Annotated in this window: 20 protein-coding genes; 10 read left to right on the forward strand and 10 right to left on the reverse strand. The window is 62.7% G+C overall.

What is annotated here, in order from left to right:
* Positions 1–11: 11 nt before the first annotated feature.
* The 4 genes from P9236_RS02085 (at position 12) to P9236_RS02100 (ending at position 4,409) form a co-directional block, all read left to right on the forward strand.
* Positions 12–701: a hypothetical protein gene (locus P9236_RS02085; protein WP_278072933.1), complete on the forward strand. Its 690-nt coding sequence runs from the start codon at positions 12–14 to the stop codon at positions 699–701.
* 102 nt (positions 702–803) lie between these two features.
* The gene (locus P9236_RS02090; protein WP_278072934.1) at positions 804–1,532 is read left to right on the forward strand and encodes a dienelactone hydrolase family protein; all 729 of its coding nucleotides are present in this window, start codon (positions 804–806) and stop codon (positions 1,530–1,532) included.
* A gap of 178 nt (positions 1,533–1,710) precedes the next feature.
* Complete coding sequence (locus P9236_RS02095; RefSeq protein ID WP_278072935.1) at positions 1,711–2,274, forward strand: RNA polymerase sigma factor; 564 nt, start codon at positions 1,711–1,713, stop codon at positions 2,272–2,274.
* Positions 2,275–2,276: 2 nt separating this feature from the next.
* Positions 2,277–4,409: a VWA domain-containing protein gene (locus P9236_RS02100; RefSeq protein WP_278072936.1), complete on the forward strand. Its 2,133-nt coding sequence runs from the start codon at positions 2,277–2,279 to the stop codon at positions 4,407–4,409.
* 149 nt (positions 4,410–4,558) lie between these two features.
* On the opposite strand, the gene P9236_RS02105 is transcribed toward P9236_RS02100, so the two are convergent.
* Entirely contained in the window at positions 4,559–6,019 is a 1,461-nt protein-coding gene (locus P9236_RS02105) for a winged helix-turn-helix domain-containing protein (RefSeq protein ID WP_278072937.1), read from the reverse strand.
* Positions 6,020–6,185: 166 nt separating this feature from the next.
* Here P9236_RS02105 and P9236_RS02110 point away from each other — a divergent pair, with 166 nt between their 5' ends.
* Both P9236_RS02110 and P9236_RS02115 read left to right on the forward strand, forming a co-directional pair.
* Positions 6,186–6,404 (forward strand): hypothetical protein, encoded by a 219-nt coding sequence (locus P9236_RS02110; RefSeq protein ID WP_278072938.1) that lies wholly within the window; start codon positions 6,186–6,188, stop codon positions 6,402–6,404.
* A 189-nt stretch (positions 6,405–6,593) separates the two neighbouring features.
* Positions 6,594–6,872 (forward strand): hypothetical protein, encoded by a 279-nt coding sequence (locus tag P9236_RS02115; protein WP_278072939.1) that lies wholly within the window; start codon positions 6,594–6,596, stop codon positions 6,870–6,872.
* 9 nt (positions 6,873–6,881) lie between these two features.
* Here P9236_RS02115 and bmt read toward each other — a convergent pair whose 3' ends face one another.
* Entirely contained in the window at positions 6,882–7,904 is a 1,023-nt protein-coding gene (gene bmt / locus P9236_RS02120) for a betaine--homocysteine S-methyltransferase (protein WP_278072940.1), read from the reverse strand.
* Between the two features lie 116 nt (positions 7,905–8,020).
* A complete protein-coding gene (locus P9236_RS02125) occupies positions 8,021–8,878 on the reverse strand; it encodes a helix-turn-helix transcriptional regulator (RefSeq protein ID WP_278072941.1) in 858 nt (285 codons plus the stop codon).
* Between the two features lie 229 nt (positions 8,879–9,107).
* On the opposite strand from P9236_RS02125, the gene P9236_RS02130 reads away from it, so the two are divergent.
* The gene (locus P9236_RS02130; RefSeq protein WP_278072942.1) at positions 9,108–10,118 is read left to right on the forward strand and encodes a fatty acid desaturase; all 1,011 of its coding nucleotides are present in this window, start codon (positions 9,108–9,110) and stop codon (positions 10,116–10,118) included.
* A gap of 75 nt (positions 10,119–10,193) precedes the next feature.
* A complete protein-coding gene (locus P9236_RS02135; protein ID WP_278072943.1) occupies positions 10,194–11,039 on the forward strand; it encodes a PhnD/SsuA/transferrin family substrate-binding protein in 846 nt (281 codons plus the stop codon).
* Here the strand turns inward: P9236_RS02135 and P9236_RS02140 are convergent.
* The 5 genes from P9236_RS02140 to P9236_RS02160 all read right to left on the reverse strand — a co-directional run bounded on the left by P9236_RS02140 (position 11,001) and on the right by P9236_RS02160 (position 18,775).
* Positions 11,001–12,347: a Xaa-Pro peptidase family protein gene (locus tag P9236_RS02140; RefSeq protein WP_278072944.1), complete on the reverse strand. Its 1,347-nt coding sequence runs from the start codon at positions 12,345–12,347 to the stop codon at positions 11,001–11,003. The two genes, P9236_RS02135 and P9236_RS02140, sit on opposite strands and share 39 nt — an antisense overlap.
* A gap of 15 nt (positions 12,348–12,362) precedes the next feature.
* Positions 12,363–13,880, reverse strand: a complete 1,518-nt coding sequence (locus P9236_RS02145; RefSeq protein ID WP_278072945.1) for a glycosyltransferase family 39 protein — start codon at positions 13,878–13,880, stop codon at positions 12,363–12,365.
* Positions 13,881–13,993: 113 nt separating this feature from the next.
* Positions 13,994–16,576 (reverse strand): FAD-dependent oxidoreductase, encoded by a 2,583-nt coding sequence (locus tag P9236_RS02150; RefSeq protein WP_278072946.1) that lies wholly within the window; start codon positions 16,574–16,576, stop codon positions 13,994–13,996.
* Positions 16,573–17,058: a DUF559 domain-containing protein gene (locus P9236_RS02155; RefSeq protein WP_278072947.1), complete on the reverse strand. Its 486-nt coding sequence runs from the start codon at positions 17,056–17,058 to the stop codon at positions 16,573–16,575. Before P9236_RS02155 ends, P9236_RS02150 begins: the two co-directional genes overlap by 4 nt.
* A gap of 139 nt (positions 17,059–17,197) precedes the next feature.
* Positions 17,198–18,775, reverse strand: a complete 1,578-nt coding sequence (locus P9236_RS02160) for a trimethylamine methyltransferase family protein (RefSeq protein WP_278072948.1) — start codon at positions 18,773–18,775, stop codon at positions 17,198–17,200.
* A gap of 212 nt (positions 18,776–18,987) precedes the next feature.
* On the opposite strand from P9236_RS02160, the gene P9236_RS02165 reads away from it, so the two are divergent.
* Positions 18,988–21,057, forward strand: a complete 2,070-nt coding sequence (locus P9236_RS02165) for a prolyl oligopeptidase family protein (RefSeq protein WP_278072949.1) — start codon at positions 18,988–18,990, stop codon at positions 21,055–21,057.
* Between the two features lie 206 nt (positions 21,058–21,263).
* Entirely contained in the window at positions 21,264–22,643 is a 1,380-nt protein-coding gene (locus tag P9236_RS02170) for an aspartate aminotransferase family protein (RefSeq protein WP_278072950.1), read from the forward strand.
* A 336-nt stretch (positions 22,644–22,979) separates the two neighbouring features.
* Here P9236_RS02170 and mmsB read toward each other — a convergent pair whose 3' ends face one another.
* Positions 22,980–23,864 carry a 3-hydroxyisobutyrate dehydrogenase gene (gene mmsB, locus P9236_RS02175; protein ID WP_278072951.1) on the reverse strand — a complete coding sequence of 295 codons (885 nt, stop codon included), beginning with the start codon at positions 23,862–23,864 and terminating at the stop codon, positions 22,980–22,982.
* A gap of 80 nt (positions 23,865–23,944) precedes the next feature.
* Entirely contained in the window at positions 23,945–24,313 is a 369-nt protein-coding gene (locus tag P9236_RS02180; RefSeq protein WP_278072952.1) for a four helix bundle protein, read from the reverse strand.
* Between the last annotated feature and the right edge of the window lie 3 nt (positions 24,314–24,316).

Raw genomic sequence — 24,316 nt, forward strand, 5'->3', positions numbered from 1 at the left:
GACCGGAAGCGATGATTCTTTCGCGCGGCACGATTGAAGGGGTCGCGGCCGCGCTTGCCGCCCATGGCCTGATCCCTCGCGGCGGCTTCTGCTTCGCAAGCGACGAAGCCGCGCCTGCCGGGCTTTCGGGTGCGCCCGCCAAGTCCGTCCTGCTGGTCGGGCAGGCGGGCGCCGCATCCTGGCCGCATTTCCAGCGCTGGCTCGAGGGGCAATCGCAACCCATCGCCAATCCGCTAGACACGTGGTCGCGCGAAGTGATCGGCGCGGTCGCGCAACAGTTCGGCGCCCGCGCAGTGTCGCCCTCCGATCGGCCCTATCTGCCATTCCAGCAATGGGCGATGCGGGCGGAGGGCTTGAAGCCTTCGCCGCTCGGCATCCTCATGCATCCCGAATACGGGCTCTGGCATGCCTATCGCGGCGCGCTGCTGGTCGAGGAGGAGATTTTCCTCCCCGAACCTCACGAATCGATTCATCTTTGCGACACATGCAGTGACAAACCCTGCATGAAATCCTGTCCGGTCGATGCCTATTCCGAGCAGGGTTTTGCCCATGATGCCTGCCTTGGCCATGTGCGTGGACTTCGGGGCGGGCCATGCCGCACCGGCGGCTGCCTGGACCGCAATGCCTGTCCTTACGGCACGGGCTATCGCTATCCGCCGGAGGTTCAGGCCTTTCACATGGCGGCGTTTGCACGCCTTTAGGATAAGGCCGCCAGCACGAAATCTTGAACGGCGGGCTCCGGGATTGTCTTGCCGGAGCGGCTACAGCCGATATCTATCGCGCGACAGCCGACGGAGAGCATCATGGCAAAGCAAGAGATCGAGATCGAAACCAAGGACGGCAAGGCGAAGGCCGGACTGTTCCGACCGGCAGCCGCGGCCAGGGCCGGCCTCATCCTCTATATGGACGCCTTCGGGCCGCGCCCGGCGCTCGATCATATGGCAGAGCGGTTCGCTGGACATGGCTATGCCGTACTGGTTCCCGATCTCTTCTATCGCAAGGCGCCCTACGGTCCGTTCGATGCCAAGACAGCTTTCACGATGGAGGAAACCAAGACAAAGCTGATGGCGCTGGTCTCGGGCACAACACAGGAGATGACTATACGCGACAGCGGGGCCTTTCTCGATGCATTGTCCGCCGAAGGTATCGGCACAATCGGCGTCGTCGGCTATTGCATGGGCGGCGCACGGGCGCTGAACGCGGCAGCGACCCATCCGGACCGCATCGTCGCGGCGGCGAGCTTCCATGGCGGCAATCTCGCAAGCGATGCGCCCGACAGCCCATACCGCAAGGCGGCTTCGATCAAAGCGCGCGTCTATGTCGGCACCGCCGGCGTTGACCGCAGCTTCCCGCCGGAGCAATCGGCACGGCTGGCCGAGGCGCTCAGGGTCGCCGAGGTCGATTATGTGATCGAGAATTATGTGGATGTCGGCCATGGCTGGTGCGTGCCGGATCATAGCGTCTATGACGAGACTGGTGCGGAGAGGCACTGGAAGCGGCTGACGATGTTTTTCGGCGAGACGCTCGGATAAGGTTTCGTTCGCCTGTTGCTGGGATGCCGTGCCTAGCACGAACCTTCGAATGCTCGCGCTGCCCCTCATCCGTCCTTCGGACACCTTCTCCCGTGAACCGAGGAGAAGGAAACCCACGCCCCAAAAAAATCTTTTCATCGCCCCAAGGATTGGCCATTAGCCTTCGTCCAACAGGCAAATGACGGCGATGATGCTGGACGACAGCGAAGCCTCCGATGCCGAATTGATCGGGCGGGCGCGGGGCGGAGACAGGGGGGCTTTCGGCAAACTGCTCGAAAGGCACTATGGCTTCGTCTATCGCGCCGCCTATCGCTGGTGCGGCCGGAAGGCCGACGCCGAGGACATCGCCCAGGATGTCTGCATGCGGCTCGGCCGGGCGATCCGCGACTATCAGGGCAACGGCGCCTTCACGACATGGCTCTATGCCATGACGCTGAACGCGTCGCGCGACATGATGCGCAAGCGCGCCCGCGACGCCGCCAAGACCGAAGCCTTTGGCACCTATGCGCTGATTGCGGGGGAGGGCTCGGCGGAAAGCCAGGACCCGATCGAGGCGCTGTGGGCAGCGGTACGCATGCTGCCCGATAAGCAGCGCGATGCGGTTCTGCTCGTCTATGGCGAGGGCATCAGCCACGCTGCGGCGGCGGACGTGATGGCGATCTCGGAGGCGACGGTTTCCTGGCACATCCATGAAGCGAAGAAACGGCTGAAGGTGCTGATGCGCTCAGCCGGGGAAGTGTGACCATGGTCGATGACAACGAACTCGAAAGGCTGCGCGATCTGGCAGTGCCGGCGCCCGACGGCGAAGCGAAGGCGCGTGCCTTCGCCGCAGCGATGCACGCCTTCGACGGCCAAGAAAATATTTCGACCGTCCCCCAAGAAACGCCGGCAGGTCTTCGTCTCACGGAGCGAGCAAGAACGCTCTGGAGAGAGATCATGCAACGGAAACTCATTGCCACGCCTGCCATCACCGCGCTGGTCGCGCTGCCTGTTGCCGGCTATGCCGCTTTTGAGATGTTGAAGGAGCAGCCGCCAGTCATCGGCGGCAACGAAGGCAAGGTGACCGAGACGGTGGCCGACAAGCCGGTGGCGCAGAAGCCTGCGAGCAATGGGCTGGCGACCAACGAACCGCTGGCGGCCGCGCCCGCCAAGAAGAAGACCGACGGCGATAGCGAGGATCGCCTCAAGGATGAGGCGCAGATCGCGCCGGCGGTGCCGAAGCCGGCGACGGAGGTGGACAGTCTGCTCAAGCAGGAGGTTGCGCCGGAGGCTATGCCGGCACCACCGCCGGCGGAGAGCGGCCAGCTTGCAGCCGGCGGACGCGCCAGTGCGCAAGCACCCGCAGCCACCATGCGGTCTGCCGGGATGCCTGCCGGCACGGTCGCCGATTCCAAGTTGATGGCGCAGCCTTCGCCCATGCCGGCCGACCAGATGCAGCCGCAGGAGGAAAACCGCGACCGCATCGAGACCTTCAAGACCAATCCGGTGCACGCAACCGCCCAGGATCCGGTCTCGACCTTCTCGATCGATGTCGACACCGCCTCCTATTCCTTTGTCCGGCGTTCGCTGAAGGAAGGTATTCTGCCCGACCCGGACACTGTCCGCGTCGAGGAGATGATCAACTACTTCCCCTATGACTGGAAGGGTCCGGACTCGGCTGCGACGCCGTTCAACTCGACCGTCACCGTCATGCCGACGCCCTGGAACCAGCGCACCAAGCTGATGCATGTCGCGATCAAGGGTTTTGACGTGAAGCCGGCCGAAGCGCCCAAGGCCAACCTGGTGTTCCTGATCGACGTGTCGGGCTCGATGGACGAGCCGGACAAGCTGCCGCTCTTGAAGTCCGCCTTCCGGCTGCTGGTCGGCAGGCTTAAGCCCGACGATACCGTCTCGATCGTCACCTATGCCGGCAATGCCGGCACGGTGCTGATGCCGACCAAGGCGGCGGAGAAGCAGAAGATCCTTGCGGCTATCGACAATCTCGAGCCCGGCGGATCGACGGCCGGCGAGGCGGGCATCAAGGAGGCCTACAAGCTTGCGCAGCAGTCCTTCGTCAAGGACGGCGTCAACCGCGTGATGCTCGCCACGGACGGCGATTTCAATGTCGGCCAGACCGATGACGACGATCTCAAGCAACTGATCGAGAAGGAGCGCAAGACCGGCGTGTTCCTCTCGGTGTTCGGCTTCGGCCGCGGCAATCTCAACGACCAGATGATGCAGACCATCGCCCAGAACGGCAATGGCACGGCGGCCTATATCGACACGCTTGCCGAGGCCGAGAAGGTGCTGGTTGAGGACGCATCCTCGACGCTGTTCACCATCGCCAAGGACGTCAAGATCCAGATCGAGTTCAACCCGGCCAAGGTCTCGGAATATCGCCTTGTCGGTTATGAGACCCGCGCGTTGAAGCGCGAGGATTTCAACAACGACCGCGTCGATGCCGGAGACATCGGCTCCGGCCATTCGGTGACGGCGATCTATGAGATTACGCCCAAGGGCAGCGGCGCCGAGCAGGTCGACCCGCTGCGCTACGGCGAGGCGAAGGTCGACAATGGCGGCGTCGCCAATGCGGACGAATATGCCTTCGTCAAGATCCGCTACAAGCTGCCGAACGAGGACGTCTCCAAGCTGATCACCACGCCGGTGACCGCCGCCAGCGAGGTATCGTCCTTCAACGAGGCGGGCGCTGATCAGCGCTTCTCGGTCGCGGTCGCCGCCTTCGGGCAGAAACTGCGTGACGAGGACCAGACGGCGAATTTCGGCTACGAGCGAATCCTGGAGATCGCCAATGCGGCCAGAGGCGCCGATCCGTTCGGCTATAGAGCCGAATTCCTGTCGCTGGTGCATTTGGCCTCGTCACTGGGAACCAGGCCCTAAATTTGCAGGGCGGACGGCTTGCCGGGTCCGCCCTGCACCTGTAGCAGAACAAATTCTGCAGTGCAGCTGAATGACGCAACGAACTGCAGGCAGGTATCGATGCCTCGCTGGGCAGCTATTGCACGTAACTGGTCGCAGCCCGGCGAATCCTATTGCTCTTCGTCGACGCGCCGCAGGATTGCGCGATAACGGTTGCACACGTCGGGATCCTCGTAGAAGTCCACTTCCGTATCTACGATGTCGTCCAGGCTTAGTCCGCGATAATGCGCCTTTACCTTTGCCAGGACGTCTTGCGCTTGCTTGATTTCGCCGAGTTCGGAATGGCAGATGATAAGACGAATGAGCGACCACGGTGTTACAGTCGCCATTTTCGCGTAGCAGGCCGCCGCCTCGCGATATCGCCCGGCCGTCGTCAGCAGGACGCCACGGAAGTCGTCATACCATCCCACGGCGTATGGGTCGCGGCGCTGGGCTTCGGTTATTTCATCAAGCCCTTGCTCTGGCCTGTTCGTATGATTGAGGAAAATAGCGCGGATACTGAGAATGAACGGGTCGTTCGGATTGAGCGCAACCGCCCGGTCAAGGCTGAATTCAGCCTGCTTGAATTGGCGCAGGTACAAGTGAGCGAAGCCGGTGGCGAGATGCCCATAGGCTTCGTCGGGATCAAGGCCCAATGCGGTTCTGGCGATCTCTAGTCCGGAATGCAAATGACCGGGATTGTTGTAGTCCCAATAGTACTTGATGGACTCCACAAAGCTCAGCATGGCGTGGGCGGCGGCAAACTGCGGATCGAGCTTTACCGCCTGGCGCAGAAAAGGTTCCGCTTCGAGCACCGTGTCATAGACGGCTGCCAATTGCAGCGCCCGCAGGTAAATCTCATAGGCCGACATATTGTTGGTCGGCCGGGCCCTGGCGCGCGACGCAATCGCGGTTCTGGCTTGGCGGGCCAGACGGGCTGCGATCATGTGGGTGATTTCGTCCTGGATGGCGAAAATATCGTTGAGCTCCCTGTCATAGTGCTCGCCCCAGACATGAGCCATCGCGGGTGCATTGGTCAGCTGCACGGTGATCCGCACCCGATTGTTGATCTTGCGCACGCTGCCTTCGACAACGTACTGGACGCCAAGTTTCCTTGCCACCTCAGCCAGATCATTCGCCTTGCCGCGGAACTGACGGGAGGAGTTCCGTGCGGTAACCAGGAATTCCTTGAACTTGCCGAGCTCAGCGATGATGTCTTCGGTAATTCCGTCGCTGAAATAGTCTTGCTCCGGGTCGCCGCTCATGTTGTCGAAGGGAAGTACGGCGATGGACGGTCTGGACGGCGCCGTAGCCTCCGCCGCCGCCACGAAGGGCCTGGGGCCAGCATATTTATAACCGCGCCCATGCACGGTCACGATCATCTCGGCAGGCAGCAGCTTTCGAAGCGCCGAAATGTGGACCTGCAGCGTGTTTTCCTCCACCACCAGGCCCGGCCAGACCGTAGCGAGAAGTTCGGTCTTGCCGATCACTTCATCCGGCTTATCGAGCAACATGGCGAGGATGTCGAAGGAGCGAGCCGAAAGCTCCGTCGGCCCATTCGGCCCCAGCAGCTGCCGTTCGGCGCGCTTCAAACGATATTTCCCAAATTCCAAGTCCATTGGCCAAGAACCGTCCCTCACGGCGAAGATAATCGAAGATGACCCTGAAGGCGAACTTCAGGGCTGTTCAGGACTCTTCAGGTCCGCACCAAGGACCTGAGTGGCAAGCGGTGTCATTCTCAGCATTGCGGAAGACACCATGGCTGACATCCCCATCACCGCCCCGACTGCCGGCCGACGCCTCAATCTGCTGCGGCTAGGTTTTCCAAGGCTTGCAATCGGCGCATCGCTCAGCGCCATGACCAGCTTGATGGGTGATGCGCTCAAACTGGCCTACGTGGACCCCTACGTGAGTGTTCGCCGCGAGGCGCCGGCCGCCCCGGACGACAATCTCGAAGGCCGAGATCCCGCCTGGTGACCTGCACGGTCCTCACCGAGTGGTGGTTCAGCGGGAGCTTCCGGTCAGCGCGGGATATCTGGCTTGGGCCATTCGCGTCAGGGCAGACCTGCCGGCCTAGCCGATCGTTAAATTGCGCGGCTTTTCCGGAACCTCGTCGCAATGACCTTCTGTTAGTCGAAACTGATAGAGGACTTTGAGGGGCTGGAATTGCATATCACGGGGAACGTGTCGTCGACTGCGGGCAATCTTCAGGCGCGAGCGCCATCCGCACCATCGGCTGAATCCGCGCGTATCAGGAACGATGTCGATGCTGCCCGCAACACGGCGCTCTCCGCGCTGAACAACGACCGCTTTCGCGTGATGCTGGAGCAGATCAGCGACCCGCGCGCGTCCGGCACGTTGATGACGATGGGCGCCGACAGCAACAACACCGCCGGAACCGACTTCAATACGGCGCTGTCGCGCTACGACGAAAACAGCAAATAGAAAGGAGCGTCAGGCGCGGCTGCGCCGGCGCTCGCGACGGCCTTCGCCAGCCTCGGCCGAACCGGCCGAGGCGATCTTGTTGCGCATCGGACCGATGCGCTCGACGATGGTCTCGACGGTCGGGCGCACGGACTTGGTGTGACCGTCGAGCGCCTTGCGCATGGCGGCGAGGTGAGCGAACGAGGTGCCGCAGCAGCCGCCGACGATTTTCGCGCCGGCGTCGACCGCCAGCCGGACATAGTCGGCCATCAGCTCGGGCGTGCCGGAATAGTGGATCTCGCTGCCGCGGAATTCCGGAATGCCGCAATTGCCCTTGACGATCACGGTGGCTTCCGGCTTGGCGTCGGTCATGTCGAGCAGCGAGGCCAGGATGTCGGCCGCGCCGACACCGCAGTTGGCACCGACGCCGAGCGGAGCCTGAGACAGCCCATCGGCAACGCCGTGGATGTCCTTCGGCAACAGCCCCATCATGGTGCGGCCGGCCGTGTCGAAGGAGCCGGTGTAGGTATAGGGCAGGCCGACGCGGATCGCCGCTTCGGCCGCGGCGCGGATCTCGACCGGCGCCGACATGGTCTCGATCCAGGCGACTTCGGCGCCGCCCGCCTTGAGGCCCTCGATCTGCTCGGCGAAGGCATCGACCGCGTCCTCATAGGTCATAGCGCCGAGCGGCATCAGCAGCTCGCCGGTCGGGCCGACGGAGCCGGCGACGATGACCTTGCGGCCGGCCTTGTCGGCGACCGAGCGGGCGATTTCGGCGGCGCGCTTGTTCAATTCGCCAACCCGGTCCTGGGCATGATGCAGCTTCAGCCGGTGACGGGTGCCGCCGAAGGAATTGGTCAGGATGATGTCGGCACCGGCGTCGACGAAATTCTGGTGGAGTGTGGCGATCGTTTCGGGCGAGGTCTCGTTGAGCAGCTCGGGCGCTTCGCCGGCCTCGAGTCCCATCGCGAACAAATTGGTGCCGGTGGCGCCGTCGGCCAAAAGCACGCCCTTTTCAGCAATCAGTGCGTCGATCGGATTGGTCGCGGTCATGGCTTTGGCTTTCGTATTCTGAATTCGAATAACGATATAAAGAAGTCTTTATATCTAGTCAATGAATTTGCAGGTCGCGACAGCACCCTTGCGGCCACCCTTCGCGGTAGCAGCGTTCAGACAGAGCCCGAGGGGAAGGACATACCGGCCAGCCTCTGCGTGAAGCTCGCCGCCTCATGTGCGTTGACATTGGCGGCGCGGATCAGATTGTCGAAATGGCTGGTCAGGGTGCGGACCGGCTGGGTGGCGTTGAGCACCAGATACATGTCGCCGACATAGATCGCGGCGCGATAGGGACCGAAGATCGTGTAGGGGATCGAATAGCGCATGCGGCCGTCGTAGAGAAACAGCCGGAAGGTCGGGTAAAGGTCGTCGAGGAGCGTTGCCATGTGCAGCAATTGCCTGCGACGCTCGGCTTCCGGAAAACGGTCCCATATGCCGAGGCCGCGCGCGAAGATCTCCAGCGTATGGCGCGGCATGCAGACTTCCATGTCGGTCTCGGGCCGCCTGTTGTAGTCGATGCGATACTGCGTTTCGCCGGCCTGCGCCTCGCGGCTCTTATTGGCGATGCCCGCCTCGTACTCGACCAGCGACTCGGTGCGTAAGAGATCCGGAATACCCGCCGGGACGTAGCGGATCTTCGTGCCCGCCGCCTCGGCATGCCATTTGGCAAGCAGCGTGCGGTCGAAGCCGTCCGGCGCCTCTTCGATCTCCAGGCTTTCTCTTATTTCGCCGGTGACGCCTTCGTCCTGGCTCAGGCCCAGCAGCCAGTCGAGCGACACCTTGAACTCGGCGGCGATGTTGAGAAGCGTCTCGGCGCGAGGCAGGCGGGTCGAGGCGCCTGACAGCAGTTGCGACAGCGCCGAACGGTCGATGCCGACAGCCGTCGCGAAGGCCGACTGGTTCAAGTCGGAGCGTGTCAAGAGCAATTTCAAACGTTCCCGGAAGATCGTCGACAGATCACGCTTGTCCATGCCGCAGTTCCTGCCTGAGGGAGGAAAAATTTGCGCCAGCACAGCATTAGGCTGCCGCGAAGGCGTAAATGAATCTCCGAATTTGTTTATAATCCATAACATTTGCCGCTAAAAATGCGCAATCGCAACAGTTTGTGCGCTTTGTCGCGTTGCGACAACGAAAGGCTCCTGACACAATGTTGTCAGGAATCGAACTGGTTCCGGCGACTGGAAGGCAGTGGTCGATAGCATGACTGGCATAAGCAAGAGACGTAGCACCAAACCGGCCGTGGAATGGCCGACCGTATTCCTTGCACTCTTCTGTTACGGCGCCTGGCTCGCCACGGGTTTCCTGCTTTGGCCTTCCCATCCGCTGCTGGCGCTCGCCGTCCTGGCCGTGATATTGGCCCTGCAGTCCTCGCTCATGCACGAGGTTTCGCATGGCCACCCGACCCGCAACGCCAGGATCAACGAAGCCTTCGTCTTCCTGCCGATCGGCTTCGTCTGGCCGTTCCGCCGCTTCAAGACGATCCACCTTCGCCATCATGCCGACGAGCGGCTGACCGATCCGTTGGACGATCCGGAAAGCTATTACCAGGCGCTCTGGATGCATGAGGAACTGCCGCCGGCGATGAAGTTCCTGCTCAAGATCAACAACACCATGGTCGGCCGCTTCATTCTCGGCCCGTGGCTGTCGTCGATCGGCTTCTTCATCGACGACGCCAGGCAGATTGCCGCCGGCGACAAGACGATCCGCAACGCCTGGCTGCTGCATGCCGTCGGCCTTGTCGTGGTTGTGCCGATCGTGACGTTGGCCTTCGGCATCCCGCTCTGGCTCTACATACTGGTGCCGGTGTGGTTCGGCCAGTCGCTGATCTCGGTGCGCACCTATGCCGAGCACCAGTGGTCGGAACATCCGGAGGGGCGCACGATCATCGTCGAGCGGTCGCCGCTGTCGTTCCTGTTCCTCAACAACAACCTGCATTTCGTGCATCACAAGAGCCCGACGGTCGCTTGGTACAAGCTGCCGAAGATGTTTCGCGATCGCCGCGAAGAATGGCTGCGGATGAACAACGGATATGTCTATCCGAGTTATTTCGCGCTGATCAAATCCTTCGCCTTCAAGGCCAAGGAGCCGGTGGTGCACCCGGTGCTGCGCCGTACACCGGAGCCCGGCCGTGCCTTCAAGCCGCGCATCAGGGCGCGTAATGTGAATGGACTTGGAACGGCTCCAGTGCCGGCCGAGCCGCCCAAAGAGTAATTTCGACTTTCCGCGACGGCTTTTTCTCGCGGAACGCAGGCTCCGATGGCCGCCTGTCATTGAAAGCTATTCATCATGAGCAAGTTGGTTGCGGCCTTGCCGATGTATGACTGGCCCGAGGTGCGTGGCGAGGTCGACGCGCAATGGGCGCGGCTCCGCGACGCTTTCCGGCAGAGAGGTATCGACGCGCCGGAGAAAATGGCGCGCAGCAATCGCGATTTGCCGCCGGTGCCAGGCGGTATCCGCGACGGTACCGGAAGACTGATCGCGCCCGACCCGGCGACATTGCCCCCGGACGATTTCGATTTTCACCAGCTTTGGCTGAGCCCTGCGCTGCTCTTCGGGCAAACCTGCTGGGGACCAATGGAACTCGGCTTGGCCGGGCATGTGCAGGTGATTGCACAGCCAAGCTATGACGAGTTCGAGGGCGGGCAGGGCGAGCTCTATTCCAGCGCGCTGGTGATGCTGGCCGATGGCGGGTCGTCGGTTGCCTCGCCCGGGCATGGCAAGGCCATCATCCCGCTCGATCTCATCCGCGGCAAGCGCTTCATTTTCAACAACCCAGATTCCATGTCCGGGCTGCTCGGGCTGACCCGCGACCTGGAGGCGGTCGGCGAAACTCTAGACATCTTCGCCTCGCGCAGCGAAAGCGGCGGCCACCGGTCATCGATCGTCGCCATCGCCGAGGGCAGGGCCGACGTCGCCGCCATCGACTGCCAGAGCTGGGCGTTGGTGCAGCGTTTCGAGCCGGCGGCGAAGTATGTCAAGGTCGTCGGTTGGACGGCAAGGCGCAAGGGCCTGCCGTTCATCACCGCGAGGACTACGTCGGCGAATGTCATCGCATCCATGCGCGAAGCCATCGCCGAGCTTGGCCTGGAAGGTTCAGGCGCCAAGCAGCCTTTCGTCGAGCGGATAGGCTGAGAGCTTTTCGTTGCCGATCTCGGTGATCAGGATCTGCTCCTCTATCTTCACGCCCTCGCGTCCACCCAGCCTGCCGATGTAGCTTTCCACGCAAAGCACCATGCCGGGTTCGAGCACGCCGTCAGGCGTGTCGTCCGTCCAGTCAACGGCATGCGGCAAGGTTGGATATTCGTCCGCCAGCCCGACGCCGTGGTAGAGCACGCCGTAGCGCGTCGGGAAGCAGTCTTCGGACGGCACCGCCGAACGCTCGACGAGATCGCGAAACGAGATGCCCGGCCGCAATAGGCTGGTGTTGTGCGCGATCTGGTCGGCGGCGATGCGGAACAGGTCGCGCTGCTCGTTCGATGGCCTCCCGTCTCCACATAGCCAGGTGCGCGAAAGATCGGCGCAAAATCCATAGGGGCCGATGAGGTCGGTGTCGAAGGCGACGAGGTCGCCATCCTCGATCACGCGCGACGAGCATTCCTGGAACCAGGGATTGGTGCGCGGCCCGGACGACAGCAGCCGGGTTTCGATCCATTCACCGCCGCGCGCGATGTTGCCGCGATGGAGCTCCGCCCACAACTCGTTCTCGGAAATACCCGGCTTCAGCGCCGCTTCCATCTCGCCCATTGCTGCCTCACAGGCGACGATCGCTCGGCGCATGGCAAGGATTTCGTCGGGCGACTTGATCAGGCGCGCGTTCTCCATCACAGCCTCCCCGTTGCCGACCGTGATGCCGCGGCGGGCAAGCTCGTCGACGCCTTCCGGGTTGATGTGGTCGACGGCGATGCGACGATTGCCGCCGCCGTGCTCGGCAAGGAGTTCGGCGATGCCGGCTCCCCAGCGGCGAACCTTCTTGTCGGTCAGCTCGCCGCTATAAAGATACATCCACGACACAGCCGGTCGCACCTCGTCGACGACCCCGGCGTGATCCGACAAGTGCTCACAGGAGAAATAATCGAACAGCACCACCGGGCCTTCGGTGGCGACGAAACAGTGGCGGGTCGGGTTGTGCGCGACCCAAAGCTGCATGTTGGTCGTATCGGTCGCGTAGCGGATGTTGACCGGGTCGTAGAGCAAGGCGCCGGCATAGTCGCGGCGCCTCAGCTCGGCGCGGATGCGCTCGAGCCGGTATTTTCGCATCGCCGGCAGGTCGGGAACGGCAATGCCTGCGGCCGCCCATTCGGCTTCGGCCTGTGCGCCATAGCCCAGGACGTGTTGGTTGAGCGCGGCAGCCTTCTCGCGGGAAGCCTCGCGCAGCGCTTTGACGGAGCCCGGTTCGAAGGGCATGATCTTGCGGTGGCGGCCGAAGCGAAATTTGTCCATGCGGTCCCCCTACGCCTATTGCACCGCGATCTTGTGAAGCCTGGTGATCGTCACCTGACGGGTTCGCGGCGTGCCTCCGAGCAGCTGCGGCACCTCGATGCGCCGATGGATGGTGTCCATCACGTAGCCCGCCTTGGCGATCCTGTCGAAGATGACCCCGACGGGCTCCCTGTCATCAGCCAGGACGAGCACCGCCGGCTCGCGGATCGACTGGCTGAAGTCAGGTATCTCGTCGTCGAGTATGACAAGATCTGGATCGACCAGCCGCAGATTGCCGACCCAGAACCAGCTTGAGACCACCGTGTCTACCGGTCCATCGACGGTGATCTGGTCGTAAAGCGAACGATAGTCCATCCGTACGATACGGCCACGGTTGTCCCCCCCGTTCAGATGCATGTACCAGCTTGCCGGTAACGCCAGAATGGCAAGGGCGGCGCCGACGAAGACGATCGTGCCTTGCGTCTTCCGACCCCTGTCGCCCATGGCGTCGAGCTGCATGGCAAGGGCGACAGGCAGCAGAACAAAAATAGGGAGCATCCAGCGGTCGCGAAATTGCGTCACGCCGCCGACAAGAACCACGACGAGCGTGAGCAACAGGGCGAGGCCAATCGCCCGCCAGACCAACTTTTCGGGCCACGATGCCGCCACGGGTGGTGGTGCGGATTCCTTGCGTGCCAGAAAGAAGGCGAGGGCAAAGATTGAGATCGGAAGTCCAGCGAAGTTGAGCATCGCGTTGCCAAGGCCAAGAATGCCGAGAGATGCCGTTTTCGCCGCGCGGCCGCCCCCAAAGCCATCGAAGCTCCCGCCGTGCGCCAGCAAGTCTCCCAGATGGGTGAGGCTCCAGTAGAATGTCGGCAGGCAGGCAAGGATCGCCACAACCACGCTGATCAGGAAACGGCGATCGAAGATCGCCTCACGCGTCTCGCGAAGCGACAGCGCCGCAAGGAACAGCGCGGCGAGAAAGATCACCACATTGTATTTCGACAGCGTCGCCGCTGCCGTCGCCAGGCCAAGCAGCGCATAGGCGGCTGTCGAACGCCGTTTCTGCAGCTCGACCACCGCCAGAAGCAGCAGCGACGAAAAGGAGAAAACGGCGACCGAGTGGGTGAGGGCGTGCTGCATCTCCCACACGATCTGAGGAAAAAGCAGCAGACCGAACATCGCCGCGGCGGCCGCGCGGTTCGAGTAGCCGAAGCGGCGCACCGCTGCAAAGGACGCGATCAACCCACCGGCCAGCATGGCGTATTTGACGATCTTGAGCGCGAGGATGTCGGTGCCGACCAGCGATGCGGTGAGGATGCCGAGCCAGGTGTATAAAGGCGGCTGCGAACTGCCATAGCCGGCCGCCAGGAAACGCATCGCCATCAACTGTTCGGCGTCGTCGACGCCAACGCCCGTGCCCACGACGTGGGACGAGAGCGTCATCACCGCGATCTGGACAAGGCAGTATGCAAGAGCAAACGCGATCGCGGCGCTGAATGGGCCGACCCGTTCATCGCAGAGCCAGTCGGTCCATTTCTCTAGCTGCCGCAAAGGGGTCGTCTTCTCACTGATGCGTTGGTGGCCGGTTGTTTATATAGCCGGCCACCGGCGCGATCCGAAAGCGGTACATTCAGGGCGAAACCGTGCACACTCCTGGAGTTGCTCTAGGCGCGCATCTTCTCGCCGCTCGGGTCGAAAGGCGGCTCCACATTGATGCGGGCCGGGCGGCGGTGGCCGAGGATCTCGATCTCGAACAGACCGGCGCTCTCGTCTTCGGCAAGGGCGGCCGGCACATAACCCTGCGCCATCGACTTCCGCACGTAATGCGCATAGCCGCCCGAGGTGACCCAGCCGACGACGCGCCACTCGCCGTCGACAATGCCGCGCACGGCCGAAGCGCCCTCGGCGGCCTTGGAGCCGCGCACTTCCTTGCCGGTCTCGTCGAAGCGCGGTGCGCCATAACCATGCGGCTTTTCCACCGTGCCGTAGTCCTTGCCGACCTTGGCCCAGATCGGCTCGTCGCCCATCACGTCGGCGTCCGCCGCATCGACGATGAAGGAGACGCGGCGCAGCTTCGGCCCCTGCGCCTGCTCTTTGGCTGACGCCTCACGGCCGATGAAGTCGTTCTTCTCCAGCTTGATGAAGCGGTCCATCGAACCTTCGAACGGTCCGTAGATCGGGCGCAGCTCGCGGAACCAGGTCGGGAAGTTCTTCTCCAGGCGCATCGACAAGAGCGCGCGCATGCCGAAATCGACGATGCCGAATTCGGCGCCGGCGTCCTTGATCGCCTTGTAGACCAGACGCTGGTAGGCGGGCGCCATCCAGATCTCGTAGCCCAAGTCGCCGGTATAGGTGATGCGGTTGACCATGCAGGGCGCGCCGCCGACCGCCATCTCGCGGAAATCCATGAAGCGGAAGGCCTTGGTCGAGACGTCGACATCGACAAGCTTCTGCAACAGGTCGCGTGATTTCGGTCCGGCGATGGACAGCCCGACCAGCGTCTGGTCGAAGCGGTGGATGCGTACCGAACCGTCCTTCGGCAGGTATTTCTCGAACCAGCGCATATGATATTTCTGTGCGGCCGACGAGCCCCAGATCATGAAGCGGTCTTCTCCATTCCTTGGGCCGGCCTTGGCGATGGTGAAGTCGCCGATCAGCTTGCCGAATTCGTTGACCATCGGGGTCAGCACGATGCGGCCGGTCTTCGGCATGCGGTTGGTCATCAGCCGGTTGAGGAAATCCTCGGCTGCCGGTCCCGACACCTCGTATTTGGCGAAGTTGGCGATCTCGGTGACGCCGACCTTCTCGCGCGTGGCGCGCACCTCCTCGCCGATCGGGCCGAAATCGTTCGAACGGTGGAAGGAGACGATGTCCTTCGGCTCGGTGCCCTTAGGGGCGAACCAGAGCGGGGTTTCGAGCCCCCACGAGTCGCCCATGACGGCGTTGTTGGCGAGCATGGTGTCGTAGAGCGGGGTCGTCTGCGCCGGACGGGCGGCAGGCAGTTCCTCGTTCGGAAAGCGGATCGAGAAGCGCCGCGAATAGTTCTCGCGCACCTTGGCGTTGGTGTAGCGCAGCGTCGCCCATTCGCCGAAGCGGGCGACGTCCATGCCCCAGACGTCGAAGCCCGGATCGCCATGCACCATCCAATTGGAGAGCGCGAGGCCGACGCCGCCGCCCTGGCTGAAGCCGGCCATGACGGCGCAGGCGCACCAGAAATTGGTCAGGCCCTGGACCGGACCGACCAGCGGGTTGCCGTCCAGCGCGAAGGTGAAGGGGCCGTTGATGATCTGCTTGATGCCGGCCTTCTCGATGCCGGGGAAATGCTTGAAGCCGATCTCCAGCGACGGCGCGATGCGGTCGATGTCGGGCTGCAGCAATTCATGGCCGAAATCCCACGGCGTGTTCACCGGCGACCACGGCTTGCAGGCCTTTTCATAGGTGCCGAGCAGAATGCCGTTGCGCTCCTGGCGGGTGTAGATCTCGCCCTTGAAATCGAGCACGCCGATCATCTCGCGGCCTGTTGACTTGTTGAATTCCTCGACCTCCGGCATCGGCTCGGTGAGCAGGTACATGTGCTCCATCGCCAGCACCGGCAATTCGACGCCGACCATGCGGCCGATCTCGCGCGCCCACAGTCCGCCGCAGTTGACGACATGCTCGGCCTTCACCGTGCCCTGCTCGGTGACGACGTTCCAGGTGCCGTCGACCTCCTGTGTCAGCTCGACGACGCGGTTGCGCAGCACGATCTCGGCGCCGAGTTTTCGCGCGGCCTTGGCATAGGCATGCGTGGTGCCGGACGGGTCGAGATGGCCTTCGACCGGATCCCACATGGCACCGACGAAATTCTTCTCGTCCATCAGCGGGAACATCGCCTTCGCCTCCGAAGGCGTGATCAGCTCGGTGTCCATGCCGAGATAGCGGCCCTTGGCGTGGGCAAGGCGCAGGAAGTCCATGCGCTCCGGCGTATCGGCCATCATAACGCCGCCGGTGAGATGCAGCGAGCAGGACTGGCCGGAGAGCTCCTCGATCTCCTTATAGAGCTGGACGGTATAGGCCTGCAGCTTGGCGACGTTGGGGTCGCCGTTGAGCGTATGGAAGCCGCCCGCCGCGTGCCAGGACGAGCCAGAGGTCAGCTCCGAACGCTCAATCAGCATGATGTCGGTCCAGCCGGCCTTGGCGAGGTGGTAAAGCACCGAGCAGCCGACGACACCGCCGCCGATAACAACCGCTTTTACGTGGGATTTCATGAAGATAGGTCCGTTTTTATAGAGACTGAATCGAGTGAGCGAGGCGTAAAGACAAGGCGCAGATCGGAGGCGACGATGTTTTCAGCCAGCCTGCCGTCCAGCGCGGCAAGGATGGTTTCACAGATGGAAGGGCGGTGCTTCAGAACGTCGTGGTTCCAAAGGCGCAGGATCGAATAACCTTGCGCGCGCATGAAGTCGTCGCGGCGGCGGTCATAGGAACTGTCGGCGTGTTGGGATCCATCGACCTCAACGACCAGCCATTTTTCGCGGCAAGCGAAGTCCGCGAAATAGGGGCCTATGGAAAATTGGCGAGTGAACCGGTAGCCGCCGAGCTTGCGCGCCTTCAGTTCAAGCCAAAGCAGCGCTTCGGCCTGATTGCCTGTCTGACGCAGGCTTCTTGCCCGCTGGGTGGTACCTTGTTTGCGGCGGCTTCGCGTTTCAGCAGCGCCTTCCCCCACTCCGTCGCCGCTTCGCGGCGCCACCTCTCCCCCCTCCGGAGGGAGAGGAAGGGCGCCAGCTGGAATCGCCTCGCGCCTTTCCTCTCCCCCGTCGATCGGGGGAGAGGTGTCGAGCGCAGCTTGACGGAGTGGGGGTCGACTATTCATCAGCCAACACAGAGGATCAGAAGTCGGTCGGCGCGCCGCCTTCGGCGCGGCGCTTGTCGACGAAATCGTTGAGCTCTTCGCGAATGGCAGGGTCCATGTAGGGCTCCTCGTAGGAAGCAAGGCGCTCCTTCCACACCTTGTTGGTGCGCTCCAGCGCCGTCGGCGAGCCGGCCTCGGTCCAGGTTTCGAAATTACGCCAGTCGGACACGATCGGCGAATAAAAGGCGGTCTTGTAGCGCTCCTGCGTGTGCTGTGTGCCGAAGAAATGACCGCCCGGTCCGACCGACTGGATGGCGTCGAAGCCGAGAGCATCCTCGGAGAGGTCGAGCGGGGTGAGGAATTCCGCCACCATCTGCAGAAGATCGATGTCGAGAATGGTCTTTTCGTAGGAGCAGCGAAGGCCGCCTTCCAGCCAGCCGGCGCCATGCATCATCAGATTGCCGCCGCCCTGGATAGCGCCCCACAACGAGAAGACGCTTTCATAGGCGGCCTGCGCGTCGACCGTGTTGGCCGCGCAGGTGTTCGAGGTGCGATAGGGGATGTTGTAACGGCGGGCGAGCTGGCCGCCGACGAGCTGCGCCTTCATGTATTCCGGCGTGCCGAAGGCCGGCGCGCCGGATTTCATGTCGACATTCGAGGTAAAGCCGCCATAGCCGACCGGTGCGCCCTTCCTCACCATCTGCGAGAAGGCGATACCGGAGAGCGCCTCGGCGTTTTGCTGCACCAGCGCCCCGGCGATGGTGACGGGCGCCATGGCGCCGGAAAGCGTGAACGGGGTGACGATCACCGCCTGGCCCATGCTGGCCATCTGGATGATGCCTTCCATCATCGGCACGTCGAGCTTGAGCGGCGAATTGGTGTTGATGATGGTGAAGACCGAGGGCTCTTCCATCAGCTGCTCGCGGCTGATGCCGCGGGCGATGCGGGTGATCTCGATGCCGTCGACATTGCGCTCCTTGCCGAGCGAATAGATATGGAAGACCTTGTCGGTGAGCATCGCCAGGTCGCGGATGCATTCGAGGTGCCGGACCGACGGATGGATGTCGATCGGCTCGACCGGGTAGCCGCCGGTGCAATGCAGGATGTTGTGCATCTGTGCCAGGCGCAGGAAGTTGCGGTAGTCGGCCTGGTTGCCGGGGCGCCGGCCGCGATCGAGGTCGGAGCAATTGGGCGCCGAAGCCATCATCGACAGGATGACATTGTTGCCGCCGAAACGCAGATTGTGCGCCGGATTGCGCGCATGCAACGTGAATTCCGGCGGGCAGTGCGCAATCAGCTCCAGGATCATGTCGCTGTCGAAGCGGACGCGCTCGCTGCCTTCGCTGACGTCGGCGCCATGCGCCTTCATGATGCGGCGGGCTTCCTCGTGCAGCACGTCGACGCCGATTTCCTTCAAAACGCGCAGCGAGGCGAGGTGGATCGATTCCAACTCGTCGTCGGAGACCAGCTTGGTCGGCGTCAGCGGGTTCTTCAGCTGCCGAAAGGGAGGCTGCTCGAAGGCCGCCGATCCGCCAGCGCGCTTCCCCGCACGGCCGCCGCGGCGGGCGCGATCTGTTGCCAATGCCGGTTCGGCGGGATGAAGGGCGGCGGTCATGAGAAGCCTCGTGAGAATACGAAATCGGCCGGCATAATGGACCGGCGGCAATGTTGCCGGTGAGGAGGCGGCGACCACTAGGGCGAGGGAAGCGACATGACGAAACGGCAAGGCTGGCGCCCCGGTCTGCGGACCCAGGTTCGGGCGACGCTGCTCTTGAATGTTGGCGCCGCGAACGCGATGTAGGCAGGGCCCAGACGCCGGAGACCCGCATGACCAGCACAATGACCAAAACCCAGCCCGAACTGGCGGCCGAGGATCCCTTCCTGTGGCTGGAGGACCGCAACGGCAAGGAAGCGCTCGACTGGGTTCATCGCCAGAATGCGGTGACGGTCGCCGAATTGCAGGGCGACCCTTCCTATCAGGGCGCGTTCGAAACCGCGCTCGACCTGATGACCGCCGAGGACAATATTCCGGTGGGATCGGCGCTCGCCGGCCATGTCTATAATTTCTGGCAGGACAAGACCAATGCGCTTGGTCTGTGGCGCCGCGCGCCTGTCGCTTCCTACAAGACCGCCAAGCCGGAGTGGGAGACGATCATCGACTTCGACCAGCTCTCGGCCAAGGAAGGCGTGAAATGGGTGTTCGGCGGGGCGAGCCGGCTCTACCCCGATTTCGATCTCTGCCTGCTCTCCATGTCGCCGGATGGCGGCGACGCCAGCGAGATGCGCGAGTTCGACATCTCGACGAAATCCTTCGTCGAGGACGGTTTTCGGGCGCCAGCGTCGAAGTCGGGTTTTTCCTGGCTGGACAAGGACACGGTGATCGTCTCGGCGGCTTTCGAGGAGGACGACAAAACGCAGTCAGGCTATCCGCGTGTGATCAAGCTCTGGCGGCGCGGGACGAAGCTGGAGGACGCAACGCCGATCTTCGAAGGCGAGAAGCATCATCTCGCGGTCGGCGGCGGCGTGGAGTTCGACGGCGACAAGAAGCATGTGCTGCTTGGCAAAACGATCGACTTCTTCACCTCGCACAGTTTTCTGCGGCTGGCTTCGGGCGAGAACCGACGCATCCCGCTGCCCGATGACGCCACCGACACGGCGATCTTCAAAGGACAACTCGTTTTCGGCGTGCGCAGCCCGTGGACGGCGCCTGACGGCACACGCTGCCTGCCCGACGGGCTGTACTCCGTGGATTTCGACCGCTGGATCGAAACCGGTACGTTCGAACCGATCGAGACGCTGCTCAAACCGGAGCATCGCGTATCCATCGCAGGCCTCGCGAGGACGCAGGACCGCCTGTTCATCAACCTGATGGACAATGTGCGCGGCAAGGTCGTCGTTTGCGATCGCACGGACAAGGGCTGGTCGCTGAAACCGGTCGGCCTGCCCGATAACGGCAATGTCGGCATCAGCCATGCCGAGCATTTCGGCGCAAGCGTCTCGTTCACCTTCACCGACTTCCTGACGCCGAGTTCGATCATCTGGTCGGACGATAACGGGGAGACACTGACGACCGTGAAGGCACAGCCGGCGCGGTTCGATGCCTCGCCCTATGTTTCGGAGCAGTTCGAGGCGCGCTCGAAGGACGGCACGATGATCCCGTATTTCGTCGTGCGGCGCCGTGACCAGACGGGACCGGCACCGGCGCTGCTCTATGGCTATGGCGGCTTCGAAGTGCCGCTCCTGCCAGGCTATGCCGGCATCCGCGGCAGGCTCTGGCTGGACAAGGGCAACGCCTATGTGCAGGCCAATATCCGCGGCGGCGGCGAATTCGGTCCGGCCTGGCATCAGGCCGCTCTCAAGGGCAAGCGCCAGAACGCCTTCGACGATTTCGCGGCGGTGGCTGAGGATGTGGTCAGGCGCGGCATCACCACGGCGGCGCAACTCGGCATCCAGGGCGGCTCGAATGGCGGCCTGCTGACTGGCGTATCGCTGACGCAGCGGCCGGAGCTGTTCGGCGCCGTCATCATCGATGTGCCGCTGCTCGACATGCTGCGTTATACCGAACTACCGCCGGGCGCGTCATGGATCGCCGAGTATGGCGATCCCTCGAAGCCCGAGGAGGTAGCCTGGCTCGGCGCCTACTCGCCCTATCAGCATGTCGCTGCCGATGCCGCCTATCCGCCAGTGCTGTTGATGACATCAACCGCCGACGACCGCGTCCATCCCGGCCACGCGCGCAAGATGGCGGCGCGGTTGCAGGAAGCCGGTCACCGCAGGACGCTGTTCTTCGAAGAAACCGAAGGCGGTCACGGCGGGCGCGGCGACCGCCGGCCGCAAGCGGCACAGACGGCTATGCGCTATGTTTTTCTACAGCGTGCGCTCGCTGGCGCAGCTTGAATTTATGGCCATGGGCAGCTTAATGTGCCGCCATGATCCGCTTCAGCACATCAGGCGCCTTCGGGGTCGCGGTAACGCCGTCGCCGCGAACGCTGCGTGCCGAGCTTTTGCGGCTGTGCGCACGCATCGGCTATTCGCCGCCCCGTTTCCTCTGACGAATCCGCCCCGGCTCCTGCCGGATTGATTCAAGAGGAAAGACCAAATCCATGACCTATCAGAACTATTCGCTGAAGCAGCTTCAGCAAATCGATGCCGCGCATCACCTTCACCCCTTCACCGACCACAAGGAACTGCGTGAGATCGGCTCGCGCATCATCACCCGCGCCGACGGTCCGTTCATCTACGATTCCGAAGGAACGGAGATCCTCGACGGCATGGCGGGCCTTTGGTGCGTCAATATCGGCTATGGCCGTGACGAACTGGCGGATGCCGCTTACGCCCAGATGAAGGAGCTGCCTTATTACAACTCCTTCTTCAAATGCTCTACGCCGACGCCGGTGCTTTTGTCGAAGAAGCTGGCGGAGCTGGCGCCCAAGCATGTCAGCCAAGTCTTTTACGGCTCGTCCGGCTCGGAGGCGAACGACACGGCGCTTCGGCTCGTGCGCCACTATTGGGCGTTGGAAGGCAAGCCGGAGAAGAACCGCATCATCTCGCGCAAGATGGCCTACCACGGCTCGACCATCGCCGGCACCTCGCTCGGCGGCATGGAGCCGATGCACAAGCAGCTCGGCGGCGCGGTGCCAAACATCGTCCATGTGATGATGCCTTATGCCTATGAGCTCGCGCTGCCTGGCGAAAGCGACCATGATTTCGGCATCCGCGCGGCCAAGGCGGTAGAGGACGCCATCCTCGAAGCCGGGGCCGACAAGGTCGCCGCCTTCATCGGCGAACCGGTGATGGGTGCCGGCGGGGTAAAAATCCCGCCGATGAGCTACTGGCCGGAGGTGCAGCGCATCTGCCGCAAATACGACGTGCTGCTGATGCTCGACGAAGTGATTACCGGCTATGGCCGCACCGGCGAATGGTTCGCGGCGCAGACCTTCGATGTGGAACCCGACACCATCACTACGGCGAAGGCGCTGACCTCCGGCTACCAGCCGCTATCGGCGCTGCTGGTCGGCGACCGCATCAGCAGGACGCTGGTCGAGAAGGGCGGCGAGTTCTATCACGGCTACACCTATTCCGGTCATCCGGTGGCCTGCGCGGTGGCGCTGAAGAATCTCGAGATCATCGAGCGGGAAGGACTGGTCGACCGGGTCAGGACCGACACCGGTCCCTATTTCGCGCAGGCGCTGCAGGAGCGCATCGCCGGCCACAGGCTGGTCGGCGAAGTGCGCTCGATCGGCCTGATGGGCGCAATCGAGATCGTCAGGGACAAGGCGACCAAGGAACGCTACCTGCCGTCGGGCAGCGCCGCGGTCGTCGTACGCGACCATGCGATTGCGCAAGGCATGATGCTGCGCGCCACCGGCGACACCATGATCTTGTCGCCGCCGCTGATCTGGACGCGCGACACGATCGACATGGCCTGCGAGCGCATCGCCAAGGCGCTCGACCTTGCCGAGGCGGATCTGCGGAAACGCTGACCAGGCGAATCGCAGTCCCGTCATCATCCTGGGGCGAGGCAAGGAGCTTCGCCCCCGAATAACGAGGTGAACGGACATTCCGGAAACGCAAAAACCGCGCCCCAACGGGAACGCGGCTTTGCCAGATACGCATGGCGCTTCGCTACGAGAGACTTGCGAAACTTACGGGCTCCGGTACGCGAGACCTGATCCGGAGCGCCGGGCGGTTGCGATGTCCGCCTCGCAGTCCGTTTTAAAGGCACATCGTTACCGGTGAGTTATCGAGAACTTAAGCAAATCTAAATTTGCCGGCTTTGTGTCGAAAAAATCCGCTGATAAGCCTTTGAAAGCAGCGATTTAGCTTTTATCGCCGCGCAGGAAATTAATAATGCCGGAAAAATCGACTCCGGCATTCCCTTGCGCGTTGAACAGCGCATATAGCTGCGTCGCCTCGGCGCCCAGAGGCGTCACCGCGCCGGCACTTTGCGCGGCTTCTTGCGACAGTTTCAGGTCCTTCAGCATCAGCGCCGCGGCAAAGCCCGGCTTGTAGTCGCGGTTTGCAGGAGATGCCGGAACAGGGCCGGGCACCGGGCAGTAGGTGGTGAGCGACCAGCACTGACCGGAAGAGGTGGAGGCGACGTCGAACAGCGCCTGGTGCGAGAGGCCGAGCTTCTCGGCCAGCACGAAGGCTTCAGCGACACCGATCATCGAGATGCCGAGGATCATGTTGTTGCAGATCTTGGCGGCCTGGCCGGCGCCGTCGCCGCCGCAATGGACGATGCGGCCGGCCATCGGCTTCAGGATCGGCTCGGCGGCGGCGAAAGCCGCGTCGGAACCGCCGGCCATGAAGGTGAGCGTGCCTGCGACGGCGCCACCGGTGCCGCCGGAGACCGGGGCGTCGATCGAGGGCAGGTCATGCCTGGCGGCAATCGCATGCGCCTTGCGCGCCGATTCGACATCGATGGTCGAGGAATCGATGAGCAGCGCGCCTTTCTTCGCCTTGGGCGCGATGTCCTCGTAAACCGACAGCACATGCTTGCCGGCCGGCAGCATTGTGATCGCCACATCGGCGTCTTTCACCGCGGCGATGGCATTGGCCATGACGGTGACGCCATGCTCTTTCGCCACAGTCAGGTTCTCGGGAATGAGATCAAAACCCAGCACCGTGTGTCCCGCCTTGACCAAATTGGCGGCCATCGGATTGCCCATGTTGCCGAGGCCGATGAAGGCGATGGTGGTCATAGTGGTGCTCCCAGTTAGGCAGTAGGCAGTAGGCAGTAGGCAGTAGGCAGTAGGCAGTAGGCAGTAGGCAGTAGGGGGGTCTATTCAGGTGCTAGCTTGATAATAAGCTGGCGAAGCATTTTTCCGATAGCTTCTGTGGCCGAGAGCATATGATGAACCTCATCACGAGTGGCCAAGCCGATGCGTTCAGCGATCTGGAGATGCGTCTCGAGCTCCTTTAGAGAGCCTTGGGCTATCCTGAGAAACTGCTGATAGGAGCCCGTGTTATCTCGGCCGTAACCTTCCGCAATGTTTGCCGGGATAGATGTGGCCGAGCGGCGGATTTGGCTGGTCAGTCCATACAGTTCCTCTTTTGGCCATACCTTGGTCAAGGAGTAGGTTGCGACGGCCAAATCCATGGCCTGCTGCCAGACGATCAAATCCTTGTACGAGTTGATCTTGCCGGTCATCTT

Source organism: Mesorhizobium sp. WSM4884 (assembly GCF_029625675.1).
Lineage (GTDB): Bacteria > Pseudomonadota > Alphaproteobacteria > Rhizobiales > Rhizobiaceae > Mesorhizobium.

What these genes read in the sequence shown, in the direction of transcription:
- P9236_RS02085 (WP_278072933.1), top strand. Translation starts at nt 12, where the DNA reads ATGATTCTTTCGCGCGGCACGATTGAAGGGGTCGCGGCCGCGCTTGCC.
- P9236_RS02090 (WP_278072934.1), top strand. Translation starts at nt 804, where the DNA reads ATGGCAAAGCAAGAGATCGAGATCGAAACCAAGGACGGCAAGGCGAAG.
- P9236_RS02095 (WP_278072935.1), top strand. Translation starts at nt 1,711, where the DNA reads ATGACGGCGATGATGCTGGACGACAGCGAAGCCTCCGATGCCGAATTG.
- P9236_RS02100 (WP_278072936.1), top strand. Translation starts at nt 2,277, where the DNA reads ATGGTCGATGACAACGAACTCGAAAGGCTGCGCGATCTGGCAGTGCCG.
- P9236_RS02110 (WP_278072938.1), top strand. Translation starts at nt 6,186, where the DNA reads ATGGCTGACATCCCCATCACCGCCCCGACTGCCGGCCGACGCCTCAAT.
- bmt (WP_278072940.1), bottom strand. Translation starts at nt 7,904, where the DNA reads ATGACCGCGACCAATCCGATCGACGCACTGATTGCTGAAAAGGGCGTG.
- P9236_RS02125 (WP_278072941.1), bottom strand. Translation starts at nt 8,878, where the DNA reads ATGGACAAGCGTGATCTGTCGACGATCTTCCGGGAACGTTTGAAATTG.
- P9236_RS02130 (WP_278072942.1), top strand. Translation starts at nt 9,108, where the DNA reads ATGACTGGCATAAGCAAGAGACGTAGCACCAAACCGGCCGTGGAATGG.
- P9236_RS02135 (WP_278072943.1), top strand. Translation starts at nt 10,194, where the DNA reads ATGAGCAAGTTGGTTGCGGCCTTGCCGATGTATGACTGGCCCGAGGTG.
- P9236_RS02140 (WP_278072944.1), bottom strand. Translation starts at nt 12,347, where the DNA reads ATGGACAAATTTCGCTTCGGCCGCCACCGCAAGATCATGCCCTTCGAA.
- P9236_RS02150 (WP_278072946.1), bottom strand. Translation starts at nt 16,576, where the DNA reads ATGAAATCCCACGTAAAAGCGGTTGTTATCGGCGGCGGTGTCGTCGGC.
- P9236_RS02160 (WP_278072948.1), bottom strand. Translation starts at nt 18,775, where the DNA reads ATGACCGCCGCCCTTCATCCCGCCGAACCGGCATTGGCAACAGATCGC.
- P9236_RS02165 (WP_278072949.1), top strand. Translation starts at nt 18,988, where the DNA reads ATGACCAGCACAATGACCAAAACCCAGCCCGAACTGGCGGCCGAGGAT.
- P9236_RS02170 (WP_278072950.1), top strand. Translation starts at nt 21,264, where the DNA reads ATGACCTATCAGAACTATTCGCTGAAGCAGCTTCAGCAAATCGATGCC.
- mmsB (WP_278072951.1), bottom strand. Translation starts at nt 23,864, where the DNA reads ATGACCACCATCGCCTTCATCGGCCTCGGCAACATGGGCAATCCGATG.
- P9236_RS02180 (WP_278072952.1), bottom strand. Translation starts at nt 24,313, where the DNA reads ATGACCGGCAAGATCAACTCGTACAAGGATTTGATCGTCTGGCAGCAG.